The organism is Roseomonas sp. CCTCC AB2023176 (assembly GCF_042259275.1).
Classification (GTDB): Bacteria; Pseudomonadota; Alphaproteobacteria; order Acetobacterales; family Acetobacteraceae; genus Roseomonas.
Window position 1 is genome coordinate 4,088,844 of the sequence record NZ_CP170086.1, and the last position, 18,072, is coordinate 4,106,915.

At 71.7% G+C, this 18,072-nt stretch carries 13 protein-coding genes, 2 tRNA genes and 1 pseudogene; 6 read left to right on the forward strand and 10 right to left on the reverse strand.

Translation table 11 applies throughout. From position 1 onward, the window contains the following. Nucleotides 1–91: 91 nt before the first annotated feature. The 7 genes and pseudogenes from ACE7GA_RS20475 to ACE7GA_RS20505 all read right to left on the reverse strand — a co-directional run bounded on the left by ACE7GA_RS20475 (nt 92) and on the right by ACE7GA_RS20505 (nt 11,000). Nucleotides 92–1,651 carry a S41 family peptidase gene (locus ACE7GA_RS20475; protein WP_376090774.1) on the reverse strand — a complete coding sequence of 520 codons (1,560 nt, stop codon included), beginning with the start codon at nt 1,649–1,651 and terminating at the stop codon, nt 92–94. A gap of 31 nt (nt 1,652–1,682) precedes the next feature. Continuing rightward, a complete protein-coding gene (rnr, locus tag ACE7GA_RS20480; RefSeq protein WP_376090777.1) occupies nt 1,683–4,190 on the reverse strand; it encodes a ribonuclease R in 2,508 nt (835 codons plus the stop codon). Nucleotide 4,191: 1 nt separating this feature from the next. Next, on the reverse strand, nt 4,192–6,975 hold the full coding sequence (gene topA / locus ACE7GA_RS20485) for a type I DNA topoisomerase (protein ID WP_376090780.1): 2,784 nt from the start codon (nt 6,973–6,975) through the stop codon (nt 4,192–4,194). A 54-nt stretch (nt 6,976–7,029) separates the two neighbouring features. After that, nucleotides 7,030–8,123: pseudogene (gene dprA, locus ACE7GA_RS20490) on the reverse strand (DNA-processing protein DprA). Further along, nucleotides 8,120–8,704 carry a glycerol-3-phosphate 1-O-acyltransferase PlsY gene (gene plsY / locus ACE7GA_RS20495; RefSeq protein WP_376090783.1) on the reverse strand — a complete coding sequence of 195 codons (585 nt, stop codon included), beginning with the start codon at nt 8,702–8,704 and terminating at the stop codon, nt 8,120–8,122. The pseudogene dprA and the gene plsY overlap by 4 nt, the downstream one beginning before the upstream one ends. Nucleotides 8,705–8,784: 80 nt before the next feature. Beyond that, entirely contained in the window at nt 8,785–10,062 is a 1,278-nt protein-coding gene (locus ACE7GA_RS20500) for a dihydroorotase family protein (RefSeq protein WP_376090786.1), read from the reverse strand. Next, nucleotides 10,059–11,000: an aspartate carbamoyltransferase catalytic subunit gene (locus tag ACE7GA_RS20505; protein ID WP_376090789.1), complete on the reverse strand. Its 942-nt coding sequence runs from the start codon at nt 10,998–11,000 to the stop codon at nt 10,059–10,061. Before ACE7GA_RS20505 ends, ACE7GA_RS20500 begins: the two co-directional genes overlap by 4 nt. 52 nt (nt 11,001–11,052) lie before the next feature. On the opposite strand from ACE7GA_RS20505, the gene ACE7GA_RS20510 reads away from it, so the two are divergent. Beyond that, complete coding sequence (locus ACE7GA_RS20510) at nt 11,053–11,559, forward strand: GNAT family N-acetyltransferase (protein WP_376090792.1); 507 nt, start codon at nt 11,053–11,055, stop codon at nt 11,557–11,559. Between the two features lie 88 nt (nt 11,560–11,647). Here the strand turns inward: ACE7GA_RS20510 and ruvX are convergent, their stop codons facing one another. Together ruvX and ACE7GA_RS20520 are read right to left on the reverse strand one after the other, a co-directional pair. Then, on the reverse strand, nt 11,648–12,097 hold the full coding sequence (gene ruvX / locus ACE7GA_RS20515; protein WP_376090795.1) for a Holliday junction resolvase RuvX: 450 nt from the start codon (nt 12,095–12,097) through the stop codon (nt 11,648–11,650). 34 nt (nt 12,098–12,131) lie between these two features. Next, on the reverse strand, nt 12,132–12,926 hold the full coding sequence (locus tag ACE7GA_RS20520; RefSeq protein ID WP_376090798.1) for a hypothetical protein: 795 nt from the start codon (nt 12,924–12,926) through the stop codon (nt 12,132–12,134). Between the two features lie 106 nt (nt 12,927–13,032). On the opposite strand from ACE7GA_RS20520, the gene gatC reads away from it, so the two are divergent. The 5 genes from gatC (at nt 13,033) to ACE7GA_RS20545 (ending at nt 17,120) form a co-directional block, all read left to right on the forward strand. Continuing rightward, nucleotides 13,033–13,332 (forward strand): Asp-tRNA(Asn)/Glu-tRNA(Gln) amidotransferase subunit GatC, encoded by a 300-nt coding sequence (gene gatC, locus ACE7GA_RS20525; protein ID WP_376090801.1) that lies wholly within the window; start codon nt 13,033–13,035, stop codon nt 13,330–13,332. Next, nucleotides 13,332–14,813, forward strand: a complete 1,482-nt coding sequence (gatA, locus tag ACE7GA_RS20530) for an Asp-tRNA(Asn)/Glu-tRNA(Gln) amidotransferase subunit GatA (RefSeq protein WP_376090804.1) — start codon at nt 13,332–13,334, stop codon at nt 14,811–14,813. Before gatC ends, gatA begins: the two co-directional genes overlap by 1 nt. Then, nucleotides 14,810–16,261: an Asp-tRNA(Asn)/Glu-tRNA(Gln) amidotransferase subunit GatB gene (gene gatB, locus ACE7GA_RS20535; protein WP_376090807.1), complete on the forward strand. Its 1,452-nt coding sequence runs from the start codon at nt 14,810–14,812 to the stop codon at nt 16,259–16,261. Before gatA ends, gatB begins: the two co-directional genes overlap by 4 nt. Nucleotides 16,262–16,315: 54 nt before the next feature. Continuing rightward, complete coding sequence (locus ACE7GA_RS20540; protein ID WP_376090810.1) at nt 16,316–16,945, forward strand: glutathione S-transferase family protein; 630 nt, start codon at nt 16,316–16,318, stop codon at nt 16,943–16,945. 82 nt (nt 16,946–17,027) lie between these two features. Further along, nucleotides 17,028–17,120, forward strand: a tRNA-Ser gene (locus tag ACE7GA_RS20545). Between the two features lie 752 nt (nt 17,121–17,872). Here the strand turns inward: ACE7GA_RS20545 and ACE7GA_RS20550 are convergent. Continuing rightward, nucleotides 17,873–17,946 (reverse strand) — tRNA-Gln (locus tag ACE7GA_RS20550). Nucleotides 17,947–18,072: the final 126 nt, after the last annotated feature.

An 18,072-nucleotide genomic window follows, 5' to 3' on the forward strand; every position in this document is an offset into this window, starting at 1 on the left:
TCCGGTGCGGCGCCGGCGGCGGCCGGGCGGATGAGCCGCGCAACCTAGGGGCCAGCGCCGTCAGGTCAAGCGGAAACTCCGCAGAGCCGCCTTAAGGGACCAGCCCCGCGAGGTAGAGTTCCGGCTGTTCCAACAGGACCCGTGCGGTCAGTACGTCGGCTTCGCGCCCCTCTGCCGGCGGGCAGGCGTTCCGCAGTGCGGCGATCTCGCTCGCGGGTACCGGCGCCCGCGCCGCGCGGGACCGCTGCAAGGCCACCGCCAGCACGTTCTCATCCTGCGCCAGCGCCGCCAGCGCCCGGGCCGTCGCCTCGGCGCCCAGGCTCGTACAGACCGAGGGGATGACCCCGAGGGCCTGGATCGGCCACCCCCGCGGGGCCAGGATACGCGACCAGGACAGCGCCAGTTCCGCCCCGTTCGGCAGCGGCACGAGGATCTGGATCAGCCCTTTCCCGAGCGTCGCGCTGCCCACGACCACCGCCCGCCCGCGATCGGCCAGCGCCGCCGCCATCACCTCCGCCGCCGAGGCCGTGCGCCCGTCGACCAGCACCACAACCGGCTTCCCGATCGCGAGGTCCCCGCCGCGTGACGCGATCCGGCGACGCGAGTCGGGGTGCCGTCCCTCCGTGATCACGACGATTCCCGGCGTGAGGAAGGCATCGGCGGCCTGGATCGCCTGCTGCAGCAGCCCGCCGCGATTGCCGCGCAGGTCCACGACGACGCCCAGCGGTGCGTTCGGCCCGTCCCGCCGCAGGACCGCCTCCAGCTGGTTCGGCGTCGCGCCGGCGAAGGTCGGGATTCGCACCCACAGAATCCCGTCGCGGATCTCGCTGGTCACGGAAAGGGGCGGCGCGGCGACACGGGTCAGCACGACCTCGAAGGCGCGCCGCCCCCTGCGAAAGCCCAGTACGACGCTGCTGCCGGGCACTCCCTCGAGCAGCGAAAGCGCCTCGCCGAGCCTGTCGCCCGAAACGGCGATCCCGTCCGCATCCAGCAGGCGGTCGCCGGTGCGGATGCCGGCGCGGAAGGCCGGGCTGTCGGGCGCCACGCCGTCCACCACCGCGGCGTTGCCCGGCCCACGCGCCAGCGTCACGCCGAGGTCCGCCGCGCCGAGGCGCCGTTCCCGCGCTTCCCGTGCCTCGCCCGCGGCGACGTATCGGCTGTAGGGGTCGAGGTGGTTGAACAGTTCCTCGAAGCCTGCGCGCGCCATCGCCGCGTAGCCGGCGTTCCGCAGCGCGGGAGATCGCCGCTCCGCCTCCGCGTAGAGCGCCGCCACCGTGTCGGCCGCCGCGATGGGCGTCGTCCCCGCCACGACCTCCACCGGCGGAGCGCCTCGCAACAGCAGGCGCAGCGCGGGCCCGCGCCGCTCCACGCCCAGGTCGGGCTCCAGCGCCTCGAGGCCCCTCAGGGTCCAGAGGGCGAGGTCGGCGGCGTCCGTGACCTCGAGGTGCCGCTCCGCGATCGCGGAGAAGGCCGCGCGCCAGGTTGCGACCCGCTCCCCAGGCCGCTCCTGCGCGACGGCCGCACCGATCCCGGCGAGCCACAGCAGGCAGGCAAGGACAAGGCGTCGCGTCGTCGTCGGCGCCCGCCCCCGGTTCGTTCTTCCGCGTTCGGGCCGCGGTGGCCGGACAGCCGGTGCGCGAGGATCCGCCACCGCCGGTGCGCGGACGGCGCAGCGTCTGCCGCTACCCCCGGCGGTTGAAGGCCTGAATCGGCTTGCGCACGGGCTTCGTCGCCCGCGGCGCCTTGCTCCGCCCCGCGCGCGACGCGGCCACCGGCGCACCCTGCATGATCTGGAACGACAGGCTGCCCGTACGCGTCTCCGCCTCGGCCAGCATCACCTCCACCTCGTCGCCGAGGGTGAAGGCCAATCCGGTGCGGCGCCCGACCAGTCGCATCGCCGCTTCCTCGTGAATCCATTGATCGTCCGGCAGCGAGGAGACCGGTACGATTCCGTTGGCCCCGCTCTCCTCCAATGTCACGAAGATGCCGAAGCGTGTCACGCCGGAAACGCGTGCATCGAACCGCGCACCCACGCGGTCGGCCAGGTAGGCGGTCAGATAACGATCCACTGCGTCTCGTTCCGCAAGCGCAGCGCGCCGTTCGGTGCGCGTGATGTGCTCGCCCGTCTCCTCCAGGCCCGCCGCTTCCGCTTCCGTCACTCCGTCCGGGCCGAGCTTCAGGCCCCGGATCAGCGCGCGGTGAACCAGCAGGTCCGCGTAGCGCCGGATGGGCGAGGTGAAGTGCGCGTAGCGCGGCAGGGCGAGCCCGAAATGCCCCAGGTTGTCCGGCGTATAGGCCGCCTGGGACTGCCCGCGCAGGATCGTCTCGCTGATCAGCCGCGATTCCGGCAGGTCCTTCGTCTTCTCGAGGATCCGGGCGAAGTCGCGCGGCTTCACGAGGTTGCCGGGCGGCAGGGTGAAGCCGAGGCCCGCCAGGAAGGGCCGCAGCGTCTCCAGCTTTTCGTCCGAGGGCCGGTCGTGGATACGGTACATGCAGGGCTGGTGCAGCCGCTCCAGCTCCTCCGCCGCGCAGACATTGGCGGCGACCATGAACTCCTCGATCAGGCGGTGGCTGTCGAGCCGCTGACGCGCCGCGACCGACAGCACCTTCCCGTCCGGGCCTAGCACGACCTTCCGCTCGGGCAGGTCCAGGTCCAGCGTCCCGCGCCGCAGCCGCGCCGCGAGCAGGGCGCGGTAGGCCGCGTAGAGCCGGCCGACATGCCCCGCCGGCAGGCCGAGGTCGTCTCCCGAATCGTATGCCGCCTGCACCTTCTCGTAGGTCAGCCGCGCGGCGGAGCGCATGATCCCCCGCCCGAAGCGATGCCCGACCTTCGCCCCTTCCGCGTCGAAGCGCATCTCGACGAAAAGGCAGCCGCGGTCCTCCCCCGGCTTGAGGGAGCACCAGCCGTTCGACAGCTCCTCCGGCAGCATCGGCACGACGCGGTCGGGGAAGTAGACGGAGTTGCCGCGGGTCCAGGCGTCCCGGTCCAGCGGCGTGCCGGGCCTGACATAGTGCGCGACGTCGGCGATCGCGACGATCACGCGGTGACCACCCTCCGGATCCAATTCGGCGAAGACGGCGTCGTCGAAGTCCCGCGCATCCTCCCCGTCGATCGTGACGAGCGGGACGTCCCGCAGGTCCTCCCGCCCCTCCGGCCCGATGCCGCGGGCACGGCGCGCGGAATCCAGGGCCTCGGGCGCGAAGGCCTCGGGGATGCCGTGCTGCGCGATGCAGAGGCGCGACACCGCCCGCGGCTCGTCCATCGAGCCGAGCCGTTCCACGACGCGCGCGGGCTTGGGCCCGAAGTGCCGGCCTCGGCTGGCGGCCACCGGCTCCGCGACGACCAGTTCGCCGTCCCGCGCGCCGCCCTCGTTCCCCGGCTCGACCCGCCACTCGCCGCGGGCGCGCCGGTCCACCGGCTGCACGGTGCCGCCGCTGTAGATGCCGAGGATGCGCGACGGTGCACCGCCGCCGATCCGCTTGAAGGTCCGCCCCTCGTACTTGCCGGGGCCGATTCGGGTGATCCGCGCCAGGACCTTGTCGCCCGGGGCCAGCGCCGCCTGTCCGGCGCGCTCGGGGCGCATGTAGATGACGGGCTTTTCCGGCCCGTCCCAGGCGATCGGCCGGGCGAGGGGATCGCCGTCCGGGTCGGTCCCGAAGACCTCGACGGCCGCCATGTCGGGCAGCGAGTCGCTGCTTTGCAGCCCGCGCCTCCCGACGGGGGCGGCGGTGCCGTCCTCCTTCAACGCGCGCATCACTTCACGCAGCGCCGGCCGCTGGTCGGCGCCGAGACCGAAGTGCCGCACCACGTCGGCCATCCCGACGCGGCCGGGGTTGGAGCGCAGGAAGGCGCGAACCTCCTCCTTGCCCGGCACCGGGCCGGGTTCGCCGGAGCCGGGGTTGCCGGGGTTGTCAGAGCCGGGTTGGCCGGCGGCGGGCTTGCGGCGGGGCGGGGCCTTGCGGCTGCCGCGGGCCGGGTTCGGCGCCGGCGGCCCGCCAGGCCCGACGGCCTGGACCTCCTCGGCCGCACCACCCTGGCGCACGACGGGGCCGATGCCCGACCCGCTGCTGCCGGACGCGCGCCAGGCCGCCGCACGACGCGCGCGGGCCGGCTTCGCGGGCGTTCCCGCCCCGGTCGCGCGCTCGCCGGGCCCGCCGCGGCGCGGCTTGCGAGGGGTGTGCTTCGCCACCTCAGCGCGCCTTGGTCCGCGGCTTCGCAGCCGCCGTGCGGCGCGGCTTCGCGGCGCTCTTCGCGCTGCCAGCCTTCGGAGCGGCCTTGACGGCGGCCTTCGCCGGGGCGCGCGCGGCGCTCTTCGTGCCGGCCGCCTTCGTTCCGGCCGCCTTCATGCCGGCTGCCTTCCGCGTCGCCTTCGGCCCAGCCTCGGCAGAACCGGCACCCGCCTTCGTCCGGCCACGGGCGCCACGCCCGCCGGCACCCTTTCGCGCCGGCAGGACCTTCCCCTTCTCCGTCAGCAGGGCCACCGCCTGGTCCAGCGTGACCGCTTCCATCTCCGTCCCACGCGGCAGGGACGCGACGGTGCTGCCATGCTGCGCATAGGGACCGAAGCGGCCGCGCTTGATCTCCACCGGCGCCCCGTCCTTCGGGTGGTTGCCCAGCACCACCCCGCGCGGCTTGGCGTTCGCCAGCAACTCCATCGCGCGGTTCATCCCGATCGCCAGGATGTCGTCCCCCGGCGTCAGCGACACCGACAGCGCGCCCGACTTCAGGTACGGCCCGAAGCGGCCGAGATTGGCCGTGATCTCCTCGCCGCTGTCCGGGTGCATGCCGACGACGCGCGGCATGCTCAGGAGCGCGAGCGCGCGTTCCAGCGTCAGCGTGTCGGCATCCATGCCGCGGGGCAGGGAAGCGCGCCGGGGCTTTGTCGGCTTGCCCTTCTCGTCCGTCCCGGCCTCGCCCAACTGGGCGTAGAGCCCGTAGGGACCGCGGCGGACCGACACCACCTCGCCGGACGGCGCGCGCCCCAGGTCCCGCGGCCCTTCGTTCGCGTCGGTCTCCCCATCCGCCCCCGGCACGACGAGCGGCCGGGTGTAGCGGCATTCCGGATAGTTCGAGCAGCCGATGAAAGCGCCGGTCCGCCCGAGGCGCAGCCCGAGGCGACCACCCTCCCGCTTCTCAGCGATGCAGACCGGGCAGCCCCGCGGGTTTGCTCCGTCGCCGCGCTCCGGGAAGAAATGCGGCCCGAGGTCCTCGTCCAGTGCGTCGATGACGTCGCTGATCTTCAAGTCCTTCGTCTGGTCCACCGCCGCGCGGAAATCGGCCCAGAAGAGGCGCATCACCTCCCGCCAGTCGGCCCGGCCGCCGGAGATGTCGTCCAGCTGTTCCTCCAGCGCCGCCGTGAAGCCGGTGTCCACGTAGCGTTCGAAGAAGGAGGTGAGGAAAGCAGTCACGAGCCGCCCCCGGTCCTCCGGCACGAAGCGCCGTTGTTCCAGGCGCACGTATTCCCGGTCCTGCAGCGTCTGCAGGATGGAGGCGTAGGTGGAGGGCCGGCCGATGCCGAGCTCCTCCATCTTCTTCACCAGCGACGCCTCCGAATAGCGCGGCGGCGGCTGGGTGAAGTGCTGGTTCGCGGCCACCGCGTCGCGCTTGGGGCGCTCGCCCTCGCGCATCGGCGGCAGCGTCTTGTTCTCGTCGTCGGCCGCGAGGCGCGCGTCGTCGATGTCCTCGCGGTAGAGCTTCAGGTAGCCGTCGAAGGCGATGACCTGGCCCGTGGCGCGCAGGCGGGTGCGCCCTGTCTCGTCGGCCAGGTCCACCGCGGTCTGGTCCAGTTCGGCCGACTGCATCTGCGACGCGACGGCCCGCTTCCAGACCAGGTCGTAGAGGCGCCGCTGCTCGGGCGACAGGTACCGCGCGACCTCCGCCGGCGTGCGGGTCACGTCGGTCGGGCGGATGGCCTCATGCGCTTCCTGCGCGTTCTTCGCCTTCGTCGCGTATTCGCGGGCCGCGACGGGCAGGTAGTCGCGCCCGAAGGCGTCGCGCACGTGGTCGCGGATCTCGGCGATCGCCTCCCGCGCCATCTGCACGCCGTCCGTCCGCATGTAGGTGATCAGGCCGACGGTCTCGCCGCCGATGTCCGCACCCTCATACAATTGCTGCGCGACGGACATCGTGGCCTTCGCGCCCATGCCGAGCTTCCGGGAGGCCTCCTGCTGCAGGGTCGAGGTCGTGAAGGGCGGGGGCGGGTTGCGCTTGACCCGGCGCTTCTCGACGGCGGCGACAGTGAAGGTACCCGCCTCGACCGCGGCCTTGGCGCGTAGGGCGCTGGCCTCGTCCGGCAGGTCGAACTGATCGAGCTTCTTGCCCTCGTGGTGCGTCAGACGGGCAAGGAAGGGCGCGCCGGCGGGCGTGCGGAAATTGGCCTCGATCGTCCAGTATTCGCGGGGCCGGAAGGCCTCGATCTCCGCTTCACGCTCGCAGATCAGGCGCAGCGCCACGGACTGCACGCGGCCCGCCGAACGCGACCCCGGTAGTTTCCGCCAAAGCACCGGCGAGAGGGTGAACCCGACGAGGTAGTCCAGCGCCCGCCGCGCCATGTAGGCGTCGATCAGCGGCGCATCGAGGTCGCGCGGGTTCTCGATCGCGTGCTGGATCGCCCGCTTCGTGATCTCGTTGAAGGTGATGCGGTGGACCTCGACACCCTTCAGGGCGCGCCGGCCTTCCAGCATCTGCTTCACGTGCCAGGAGATCGCCTCGCCCTCCCTGTCCGGGTCGGTCGCGAGGTAGAGGCGCCGTGATCCGCCCGACTTCAGCGCCTGGGCGATCTCCTTCACCTGGCGCTCGCCGCGATCATCGCTCTCCCAGTCCATCGCGAAGTCCTCCTCCGGCCGGACGGAGCCGTCCTTCGGGGGGAGGTCGCGGACATGGCCGAAGGACGCGAGGACGCGGTAGCCCGAGCCCAGGTACTTGTTGATGGTCTTCGCCTTGGCGGGCGATTCGACGACGACGACGTCTGTCATGGGCGGTCGGACGGGCCCTCCGGCCGGGATGTCCCGGGGGCGGAACGACGCCCCTCAGGTGCCGGCGCGCACCACGCGGTTGCCCGGCAAGGTCTGGATCCGCCCCTCCAGCTCCAGCTCGGAGAGCAGGGCCCGGGCGGACGGTGGGGGCAGGTGGCACCGCCGCAGCACCTCGTCAACCGGAACGGGGGTGGCCCCGATCAGGTCGAGGAGGTCGGGGGCCGGTCCGGATGGCCCGGCCGGGGTCGGGGAGAAGCGCGGCGGGGGTGCCTTCGCGGCCTCCCGCCGGGGCCGGAAGACCGGTATGGCCTCCGCCGTCACGGGCAGCGTTTCAAGGATGTCGGCCGCCCGTTCGCAGAAATGCGCGCCCTGCCGCAGAAGGTCGTTCGACCCCTGGCAGCGCGGATCAAGGGGGGAACCGGGGACCGCATAGATCTCTCGCCCCAGCTCGTTCCCGATCCGCGCGGTGATGAGCGTCCCGGACCGCAGCGCCGCCTCGATCACCGCGACCCCGAGGGAGAGGCCCGCGACGATCCGGTTCCGCTTGGGGAAGTGCCGGTTCAGCGGCGCCATTCCGAGGGCGCTCTCCGCGACCAGCGCCCCCTCCGCCGCGATCCGCTCCTGCAGGGCGCGATTCTCCGGCGGATAGGCCACGTCCAGCCCGCCCGCGAGGACCGCGACCGTCCGCCCCGGCCCCGTCAGCCCGCCGGCATGGGCTGCGGCGTCCACCCCCGGGCAAGGCCGGAAGTCACAGTCACCCCGGCGTCCGACAGCCCCTCCGCCAGTTCCTCCGCGATCCGAAGTCCTCCGGCCGAGGCATTGCGGGCGCCGACGACAGCGACCTGCCGCTGGTGCAGCAGGGCCGGGTCACCGAGGACGGCGATCACGGGCGGTGCATCCTCGGTTGAGGCAAGGAGGGGAGGGTAGGCGGCCTCGCCGAGGTGCAGCCAGGTGCCGCCCATCTCCAGCACCGCGTCGTGCTCCCGACGCGTGGTGCCCGCGTCGGCGGCCCGCAGCCGCTCCGCCGCCAGCCCGTCCAGCGCAGCCTCGGCGCCGCCGTGGCGGGCGAGCAGGCGCCGGAAGGTCTGCGGACCGACGCCGTCGCTTCGTGCCAGCCGCAACCGGGCGAGGGACTCGGCCGGCGTCACTTGCCCGCGCCGATCCGCGGCTCGGCGCCGGCGAGGAGGCGGCGGATGTTCTGGTGGTGTCGCGCGAAGATCGTCACGACGATGACCAGGACCGGCCAGCCGAGTCCCGGCCCCCCGACAATCCAGGCCACGACCGCCGCTGCGATCATCCCGGCCAGCCCGCTGGCCGAGGAAATGCGGGTGACCTTCGCCGTGACGAGCCAGACGACCCCCGCCGTGACGAAGACGGCCCAGGCGAGGGCGAGGAAGGCGCCGAGGGCCGTCGCGATTCCCTTGCCGCCGCGGAAGCCGAGCCAGGGCGTGAAGCAATGACCGAAGACAGCCGCTACGGCCGCCACTCCGGCCGCAGCGGGCCCGAGAAGCCAGACCGCGAGCCAGACCGCGACCGTCCCCTTCAGCCCGTCGAGCAGCAAGGTCCCGGCCGCAAGCGCCTTGCTCCCGGTTCGCAGCACGTTCGTCGCGCCGATGCTGCCGGACCCGATGGCGCGGATGTCACCCAGGCCGGCCGCGCGGGTCAGCAGCAGGCCAAAGGGGATGCTGCCGAGCAGGAAGCCGAGGACAGCGGCGCCGATCAACGACATGGCGTGGGGGTCCGTGAGAGACCAGACGACAAAGCGGATCGCTCCATAAACGGTGTTTGGGGAGAAGTTCTCCCAGAACTTCAAGCGCCGAACACCCTCCGCCCGGCCTTCCAGGTCCCGATCACGCGTCCCTCCAGCGCCCGCCCGTCGAAGGGGGAGTTCTGCGCCTTGCCCGGTAAACGCCCGGCTTCCACCTTCCACGCGCGGTCTGGGGAGATGAGGACGAGGTCGGCCGGGGCACCCACGGCGATCCGGCCGACCTCCAGCCCCAGGAGGCGGGCCGGTGCGGCCGTCAGCAGTTCGATCGCGCGCATCAGCGTCAGGTCGCCCGCGTGGACCCTGGCGAGGGTGACGGCCAGCAGAGTCGCGAGCCCGGCGCCCCCGGCCTCGGCCTGGGCGAAGGGCAGGCGCTTGTCGTCGGCGTCCCACGGCTGGTGGTCGGAGGCGATGGCGTCGATGGTGCCGTCGGCCAGGGCCTCGACGACGGCGCGCCTATCCTCCTCCCGCCGCAGGGGAGGCGAGAGTTTGGCGTAGGTGCGGAAGTCGCCGATCGCCGTCTCGTTCAGGTCGAAATAGGGGGGCGCCGTGTCGCAGGTGACGCGCAGCCCCTCGCCCTTCGCGGCGCGGATCAGGTCGAGCGCCGCGCCGGTCGAGACATGGGCGAAGTGGACGTGACCGCGCGTCAGACGGGCGAGGGCAACGTCGCGGGCGACCATCATCGCCTCGGCCGCAGCGGGGGCTGCGGGCAGGCCCATGCGGGTCGCCATCTCGCCCTCGGTCGCCGCGGCGTTGCGGGTCAGCGACGGCTCCTCCGGGTGCTGGACGACGAAGCTCCCGAAGGCCCGGGCATAGGACAGCGCCAGGCGCATGGTCCGCGCCTCGGCAATCGCGTGGCGGCCGTCGGTGAAGGCAATGGCGCCGGCCTCGCGCAGCAGGCCAAACTCCGTGATCTCCTTCCCGGCGCAGCCCCGCGTAGCCGCACCGTAGGGGAGGAGGGTGACGCTGCCCGTCGCCTCGCCGCGGCGGAGGACGTAGTTGACGAGCGCGGGGTCGTCCGCTGCGGGGTCGCTATCCGGCAGGGCGCAGAGGGTCGTGATCCCCCCGGCCGCCGCGGCCTCGGCGGCCGATTCGATGGTCTCCCGATGCTCGTGGCCCGGTTCGCCGAGCGAGGCGCGGAGGTCGATGAGCCCGGGGGCGAGGACGGCGCCGGCGCCGTCCACCACTTCCGCCCCCTCGGGCGTCCCGTCGCCGTCGAGGCCGGCGATCCGGCCGCCCTCGATCACCACGCGCCCTGGCCTGTCGCGCCCCGTCGCGGGGCACAGGACGTGGACGTTCGTCAGGACAATCGGCCGCCTCATCGGGCGTTCCGCCGGCGGTTCTGCGACAGGATATCGAGCACGGCCATCCGCACCGCGACGCCCATCTCAACCTGCTCCCCGATCACGCTGCGGGCCGGATCGTCCGCGACGGCGCTGTCGATCTCGACGCCGCGGTTCATCGGGCCGGGATGCATGACGATGGCGTCGGGCTTCGCGACCTTCAGCTTCGCCGCATCCAGCCCATAGAAGCGGAAGAACTCGCGCGCCGAAGGGACGAGGCCGCCCGACATCCGCTCCTTCTGCAGGCGCAGCATCATCACGACGTCGGCGTCGCGAAGGCCCGCGCGCATGTCGTGGAAGACCTCGACGCCCAGCGCCTCGGCCTCGGCCGGGATCAGGGTGGGCGGGCCGATGATCCGGACGCGGCAGTTCATCGCCAGCAGCAGGTGGATGTTGGACCGCGCCACGCGGGAATGCAGCACGTCGCCGCAGATCGCGACGGTCAGGTTTTCCAGCCGCCCCTTTCGGCGGCGGATGGTCAATGCATCGAGCAGCGCCTGCGTCGGGTGCTCGTGCGTGCCGTCGCCGGCGTTGATCACCGCGGCGGCAACCTTCTGCGACAGCAGGGCCGGCGCGCCGGACTGCGCGTGCCGGATCACCAGCAGGTCCGTCTGCATGGCATTCAGCGTGGACGCCGTGTCCAGCAGCGTCTCCCCCTTGTTCACGGAAGACGTGCTGACCGACATGTTGATCACGTCGGCCCCGAGGCGCTTGCCCGCAATCTCGAAGGACGTCCGGGTGCGCGTCGAATCCTCGAAGAACAGGTTGATGAGTGTCCGCCCGCGCAGCAGGTCGCGCGGCGCCTTCCCGCCACGGTTCAGCAGGACGTAGGACTCGGCGAGGTCCAGAAGTTCCGCGATATAGGGCGGCTCCAGGCCCTGCAGGGCGAGGAGGTGCCTGTGCGGGTAGAGGGGCATGACGGCGGAGGATAGCCGGGGGGACCCGGGGGGACGAGGGGGGTGGGTCCCGATGCGGGCCGACGACCTCCTGGCCTGCGAGGCGATCGGGGAGGCGGTCCACGCCGCGCACCCGGAGGACGAGGGGCGCATGGCGGAGAAATTCCGCCTCTTCCCGGCTGGCTGTCTCGTCCTGCGGGAGGCCGCCGGCATCCTGGGCTACGCGATCTCCCACCCCTGGCGATCCGGGGAGGCGCTCGCCCTGAACGCCGCCCTCGGGCGCCTGCCCGACGCGGCAGATACGCTGTACCTCCACGACCTCGCCCTGCTCCCTGAGGCGCGGGGGAAGGGCGCCGGCCTCGACCTGGCAGAACGGGTCGCTGCGCTGGCGGCGACGCTTGGCTACGCGACCGTGTCCATCGTTGCCGTCGGGGGCACCCTGCGCTTCTGGGAACGGGCCGGGTTCCGGGTGGTCGAGGTCCCCGCGCTCGTGCGGGTCCTGCAGACATACGACGCTGCGGCCGCCTACATGCAGCGCGCGGTGGCCCCCGACCGCCGGAGGTTGGTGGGTCGAGCGTGACGACCGTCTCCGGCCAGGGTGGCGGCAGGTCGCCTCGGTCAGCGAGCTAGCTTCCGATCCATCGGGATCGGGCTACGACACACGCCGATCAATCGTCGGGATAGTCGGGGGCCGGAGGCCGGGTCGCGTCCAAGGCGGCCTGAAGCATGTAGGCGGCCGCCGCGGCATCCACGGCACGCGCCCGCTTCGCCCGGGTCAGATCGGCCTCGATCATCATCCGGTTCACCGCGGCGGAGGAAAGCCGCTCGTCCCACATCGCGACCGGCAGGCCGGCTGCGGCGGCGACGGCCATGCCCCAATCCTTCGCCGCCTGCGCCGCGGGGCCGAAGGACCCGTCGAGGCCGAGCGGCAGGCCGACGACGAGGCCGCCCGCACCCTCCTTCGCCGCGATCGCCGCGATCTCGGCGGCGTTGGCGGCCAGCCTGCCGCGCTTCAGGCTGCCATAGGGCGAGGCGAGCATCAGCAGCACGTCGGAAAGCGCCAGGCCGATGATCTTCTGCCCGGGATCGAGGCCGATCAGCCGGGCATTCCGCGGCAAGGCAGCGCGGAGATCGGGGAGGGGGTGACCGGCATCAGGCCGCCACCCGGCCCGGGTCGCGAAGCGCCGAGAGCGCCCGTTGAAGCACCGCGACCGGTTCCCGGCCCCGCCCGGTGGAGGCCGCCGCGCGGTGCCCACCGCGCAGCACGATGTGCCGCGCCCCGGGGAGGAGGGCGGAAGCGACGGGCACCAGCCCGTCATTCGGCCCTGCCCCGCGCGCCTCCAGCCAGCGCGCGAGGGTGAGGTAGGCCCGGCCGCGCCCGGGCGCGCGCACGTCCACGGCCGTCGCCACGCAGACGGCGGGCAGGCGGGCGAGCAGCGCGGCGACCTCTGCCTCCCGCAGCCGCATCCATTCGGCGCGGGCGGCCGTGGTGAGGTCCCGCAAGCCCTGTCCATCGCCGAGCCGAAGCAGGCGCATCGCGCCGTCGGCGAAGCCGTGCAGGGGCCGGGGGCCGAGCAGGAGGTCCGCCACGGGAGAGCCGAAGAAGGGCGATTGCAGCGCGACCAGCCCCTCGGCCCGCGCCGCCGCCGAGGAGTCCACCAGGGCGGCCAGGGCCTCCAGCCCGCCCTTGCTGTGGCCGACGAGGATCGCCGGGCGGGAATCCGAGAGGAGCACGTCCCCGATCCGCTCGGCGTTCCGGGCGACCGGCGCGGCGGTGGGGCAGGGGACGACGGTCACGGCCGCTCCGCGGGCGCGGAGCCAGGCGGCCTGGGCGCCCATGTAGTCCAGGCCGAACGGGCGCAGCCCCGCCATCACCTCCCCGAACAGTCCGTAGCAGAGGAGGATTCGGCGGCCGGCGAGCGAATCGGCTGGGGGCGGTTCCGACATGGCCGGCGAGGCTGCCACGGCTTACCGTCCCGCGCTTCCCCTTGACTTGGGGGAGGGGGGCGGGTTCCTCCCACCTCTTCCGAGACAGCCGGATCACGTCCCCACGATGTCCCTAGACCTCGACGCCGTCCGCCGCGTCGCCAACTTGGCCCGACTGCACCTGGAACCCGGGGAGGACCAGCGTCTTCAAGCCGAACTGAACGGGATCCTCGGCTGGATCGAGCAGTTGCAGGAAGTGGATACGACTTCCGTGGAACCCCTGGCAGGCGCCGGCGACATGACATTGCCGATGCGCGACGACGCAGTGACCGATGGCGGGATGGCCGCGGCGGTGCTGGCGAATGCACCGGACCGTGGTCCGGACGCGGCTGGTTCCTTCTTTGCCGTACCGAAGGTGGTGGAGTGATGCACCCGACCGATTTCACCCTCCGCGGCGCGCTCGAGGCCCTGAACGAGGGCATCATCACGTCGGAGCAGCTGACGCGCGCGCATCTCGACGCGATCATCGCGCTGAACCCGCGGATCAACGCCTACATCACCGTGACCGAGGAGGCGGCGATGGAAGCCGCCCGCGCATCCGACCGCCGGCGCGCGGAGGGCGTCGCGGGGCCGTTGGAGGGCATCCCGCTCGCGATCAAGGACCTGTTCTGCACGGCGGGGACGCGGACGACAGCGGGCTCCCGAATCCTTGGCAACTTCGTGCCGCCCTATGAGAGCACGGTCTCCGCAAACCTGCTGCGCGACGGCGCGATCTTCCTCGGCAAGGCGAACCTCGACGAGTTCGCCATGGGATCGTCCAACACGACCTCCGCCTTTGGCGAGGTCGAGAACCCGTGGAAGCGCGGCAACGACACGGAGACGCGGCTGGCGCCCGGCGGATCGTCGGGCGGTTCCGCCGCCGCCGTCGCCGCGCATCTGGCGCTGGGCGCGACGGCGACGGATACGGGCGGTTCCATCCGCCAGCCTGCGGCCTTCTGCGGCATCGCGGGGATGAAGCCGACCTATGGCCGCTGCTCCCGCTGGGGCGTGGTCGCCTTCGCCTCGTCGCTCGACACGCCGGGACCGCTCGCGCGGACGGTGGAAGACAGCGCGATCCTGCTTCGGTCCATGGCGGGCCACGACCCGAAGGACAGCACTTCCGCGAACCTGCCGGTGCCGGACTTCGCGGCGGCCTGCGCACGCGGCGTGAAGGGACTGCGCATCGGCGTGCCGCAGGAGTATCGCCTGCCCGGCATGCCCGACGAAATCGAGGCGCTGTGGCAGCGCGGCCTGGACTGGCTGCGGGCGGAGGGCGCGGAGACCGTCGAGATCTCCCTGCCGCATACGAAATACGCGCTGCCCTGCTACTACATCGTGGCACCTGCGGAAGCCTCCTCCAACCTCGCGCGCTACGACGGGGTCCGGTACGGCCTGCGCGCCGAGGGTGACGACCTTCGCGACCTCTACGGCCGCACGCGCGCCGCGGGATTCGGCGCGGAGGTCAAGCGCCGGATCATGATCGGCACCTACGTGCTCTCCGCCGGCTATTACGACGCCTACTACGTGAAGGCGCAGCGCATCCGCGCGCTGATCAAGCAGGACTTCGACCGGGCCTTCCGCGACGTGGACGCGATCCTGACGCCGGCGACCCCGTCCTCGGCCTTCGCACTGGGGGATAAGCAGGACGATCCGGTGGCGATGTACCTGAACGACGTGTTCACGGTGACGGCGAACCTCGCGGGCATCCCGGGGCTGGCGGTGCCTGCGGGGGTGGACCGGTTGGGGCTGCCGCTGGGCCTGCAGGTGTTGGGCAAGTCCTTCGACGAGGAAACGGTGTTCGCGGTGGGCGCAGCCGTCGAGCGCTCTGCGAACTTCACCGGGCGGCCGCAGGTGAGGGCCTACGCATGAGCTACACGATCGAGGGTGACACCGGCGCCTGGGAGGTCGTCATCGGCCTCGAGGTCCACGCGCAGGTCACGAGCAACGCCAAGCTCTTCTCCGGCGCGGCGACCGAGTTCGGAGCGGAACCGAACACGCAGGTCTCCTTCGTGGATGCCGGCTTCCCCGGGATGCTTCCGGTCATCAACCGCGAATGCGTGGCCCAGGCCGTCCGCACCGGGCTGGGGCTGAACGCGCAGATCAATCCATGGTCGCGCTTCGACCGGAAGAACTACTTCTACGCGGACCTGCCGCAGGGCTACCAGATCAGCCAGTACCAGTTTCCCGTCGTGGGCACCGGCCGCATCTCCATCGAACTGTCGGACGGCAGCACGAAGGAGATCGGCGTCACCCGCCTGCACCTGGAGCAGGATGCGGGCAAGTCGCTGCACGACCAGCACCCGACGAAGACCTACGTGGACCTGAACCGCTCCGGCGTCGCGCTGATGGAGATCGTGTCGGAGCCCGACATGCGGTCCCCGGAGGAAGCGGGCGCCTACCTGACGAAACTGCGGCAGATCCTGCGCTACCTCGGCACCTGCGACGGCAACATGGAGCAGGGGTCGCTCCGTGCCGACGTCAACGTCTCGGTGCGCAAGTCCGGCGAGGGCTACCGGACGCGCTGCGAGGTGAAGAACGTCAACTCCATCCGCTTCGTCATGCAGGCGGTGGAGGCCGAGGCGCGACGGCAGGTCGAGGTATGGGAGTCGGGCGGAACCGTGGACCAGGAGACGCGTCTCTTCGACACGGGGCGGGGCGCGACGCGCTCCATGCGCTCCAAGGAAGACGCGCACGACTACCGCTACTTTCCCGATCCCGACCTGCCGCCGCTGGTACTGGACACCGCGTGGATCGAGAGCCTGAGGCAGGGACTGCCCGAATTGCCGGACGCGCGGCGCGCGCGCTACGTGAGCGACTACGGCCTCTCCGCCTACGACGCACGCGTGCTGACGGCGGAGAAGGAGACAGCCGCCTTCTTCGAGGCCGTCGCGAAAGGGCGCGACGCGAAGGTCGCCGCGAACTGGATCACCGGCGACTTCTTCGCGGGCCTGAACCGGGTCGGGAAGGGCATCGACGACTCGCCCGTCTCCGCCGAGAACCTCGGCGCGCTGCTCGACCTGATCGCGGACAAGACGCTCTCCGGCAAACTCGCCAAGGAGGTCCTGGAGGCGATGTTCGAGACGGGCTACTCGCCCCTCTCCATCGTCTTGGAACGCGGCCTGAAGCAGGTCACGGATACCGACGCGATCGAGGCGGCCGTGGCCAAGATCATCGCCGACAACCCGGACAAGGTCGAACAGTACCGCGCCAAGCCGACACTCTTCGGCTGGTTCGTCGGGCAGGTGATGAAGGCCATGCAGGGCAAGGGCAACCCTGCCCTCGTGAACGAGGCGCTGAAGAGGGCGTTGGACGGCTGACTTGAGCCGGGCCGGGGGTGGCGCTACGCCGGCGCCACCCCCGGAGACCGCCGCATGATCACGCTGCACACCTGGAACACGCCGAACGGCCGCAAGGTCAGCGTCGCCCTGGAAGAGATGGGCCTGCCCTACACGGTGGTCCCCGTGGACATCTCGAAGGGCGAGCAGTTCCGGCCGGAGTTCCTCGCCATTTCCCCCAACAACCGCATCCCCGCGATCCTCGACGACGAGGGGCCGGACGGCCAGTCGATCAGCGTTTTCGAGTCCGGCGCGATCCTCCTCTACCTCGGCGAGAAGACAGGGCGCTTCCTGCCGCGCGACCTACGCGCCCGCGTACCCGTCCTGGAATGGCTGATGTGGCAGATGGGCGGGTTCGGCCCGATGCCCGGCCAGATTCATCACTTCCTCATGCAGCCCGATGGGCCGGCGAAAGAGTACGGGCTCGATCGCTACGGAAAGGAAACGCGGCGCCTCTATGGCGTGCTGGAGAAGCGCCTTGCCGGCCGCGAGTTCGTTGCGACGGTGGGCGAGCCGAGCATCGCCGACTTCGCCATCCTCGGCTGGGCCTGGCGGCATGAACGCCATCAGGTGCCGTTCAACGATCTGCCGAACGTCGGCGCTTGGTACGAGCGCATGATGTCGCGCCCCGCGACGAAGCGGGGGTTCGAGGTGCCACTGTCGTGAGGGGCCACGTGCTGGTTTGACGGGGCGGGGCGGCAGCGGTTAGAAGCGCTGTGTCAAACGCCGTGTGACTTTCCACTCCTGCGGAGGGGTGGCCGAGTGGCCGAAGGCGGCGGTTTGCTAAACCGTTATAGGGGGATAACCCCTATCGTGGGTTCGAATCCCATCCCCTCCGCCAATCCAGTGACCAAGACCCGCCGCGGTGGTGGCTCTGCCGACCAAGCCCCAGCGAGCGAGAGATCGGTGGCGACTACGGCGAGCTTGGGCTGAATGGTGCCCCCGATGGCCACCTGAGAGCGCCGCGGCCGTGGCGATGCGGCGCGGGCCCGCGAGCGGCTGCCGGGCACGGCACGCGCGAGGGGCGGCAACGATCGGGGCCCTGAGATGGTCCGGCACGTCGGGCAGGTCGTCCGGAATGACGTAGTCAGCCGCTTGAACCGACCATCGGAAGTCGGCGAGGTCGGCCGTGTCGAGGGGCAGTTCGACCACCCGTCCGGGGACACCGGGTTCGCCCGGGTCGCTTTCATCGCGGCCAGCCGATGGAGGCGAGAGAGGGCGGCGAAGTCGGAGCTGGTGATCGAGCCGCGGGCGTTCATGGCGGCGGTCCTCTCAAGCAGAGCTTCGAGATGACAGGCTCAGATGGCGGCCGTCCTTCTGTCGCGCGTCTGAAAGGATGACCGGATCGCCGCGGGCGTGCCCGCCGGGCCGGTATCACGCGCCGTCGCGACTAGAGAGCTTCGGCCTCGGTACCGGATCCCGGAGCGCAGGGCGATGTGCGCCGAGACGACGGGGGCGGTACGATGGCCACGATTCGGTGCCGGACCAAAGGGGGCGTTTGTCGCTGGGCCTCGTGTTACGATTGGCGACCTCGCGGCTGCGGGTGGTCGCGAAAGCAAACTGACGCCGCCGGATTACAGACTTACCGAAGGGTGGCTGGGGAACCTGGATTCGAACCAAGACTGCCCGAGTCAGAGTCGGGAGTTCTACCGTTAAACTATTCCCCAACGACGCAACCCGCCACGACCGTCCTGCCGGCAGCGGGCGCGCCCTATATCGCGGGTCCACCTGTCGGGGCAAGCACCCCCACGCGATCGGGACTTGTCCCGCGCCCCGCGGGCAACGATCATCCA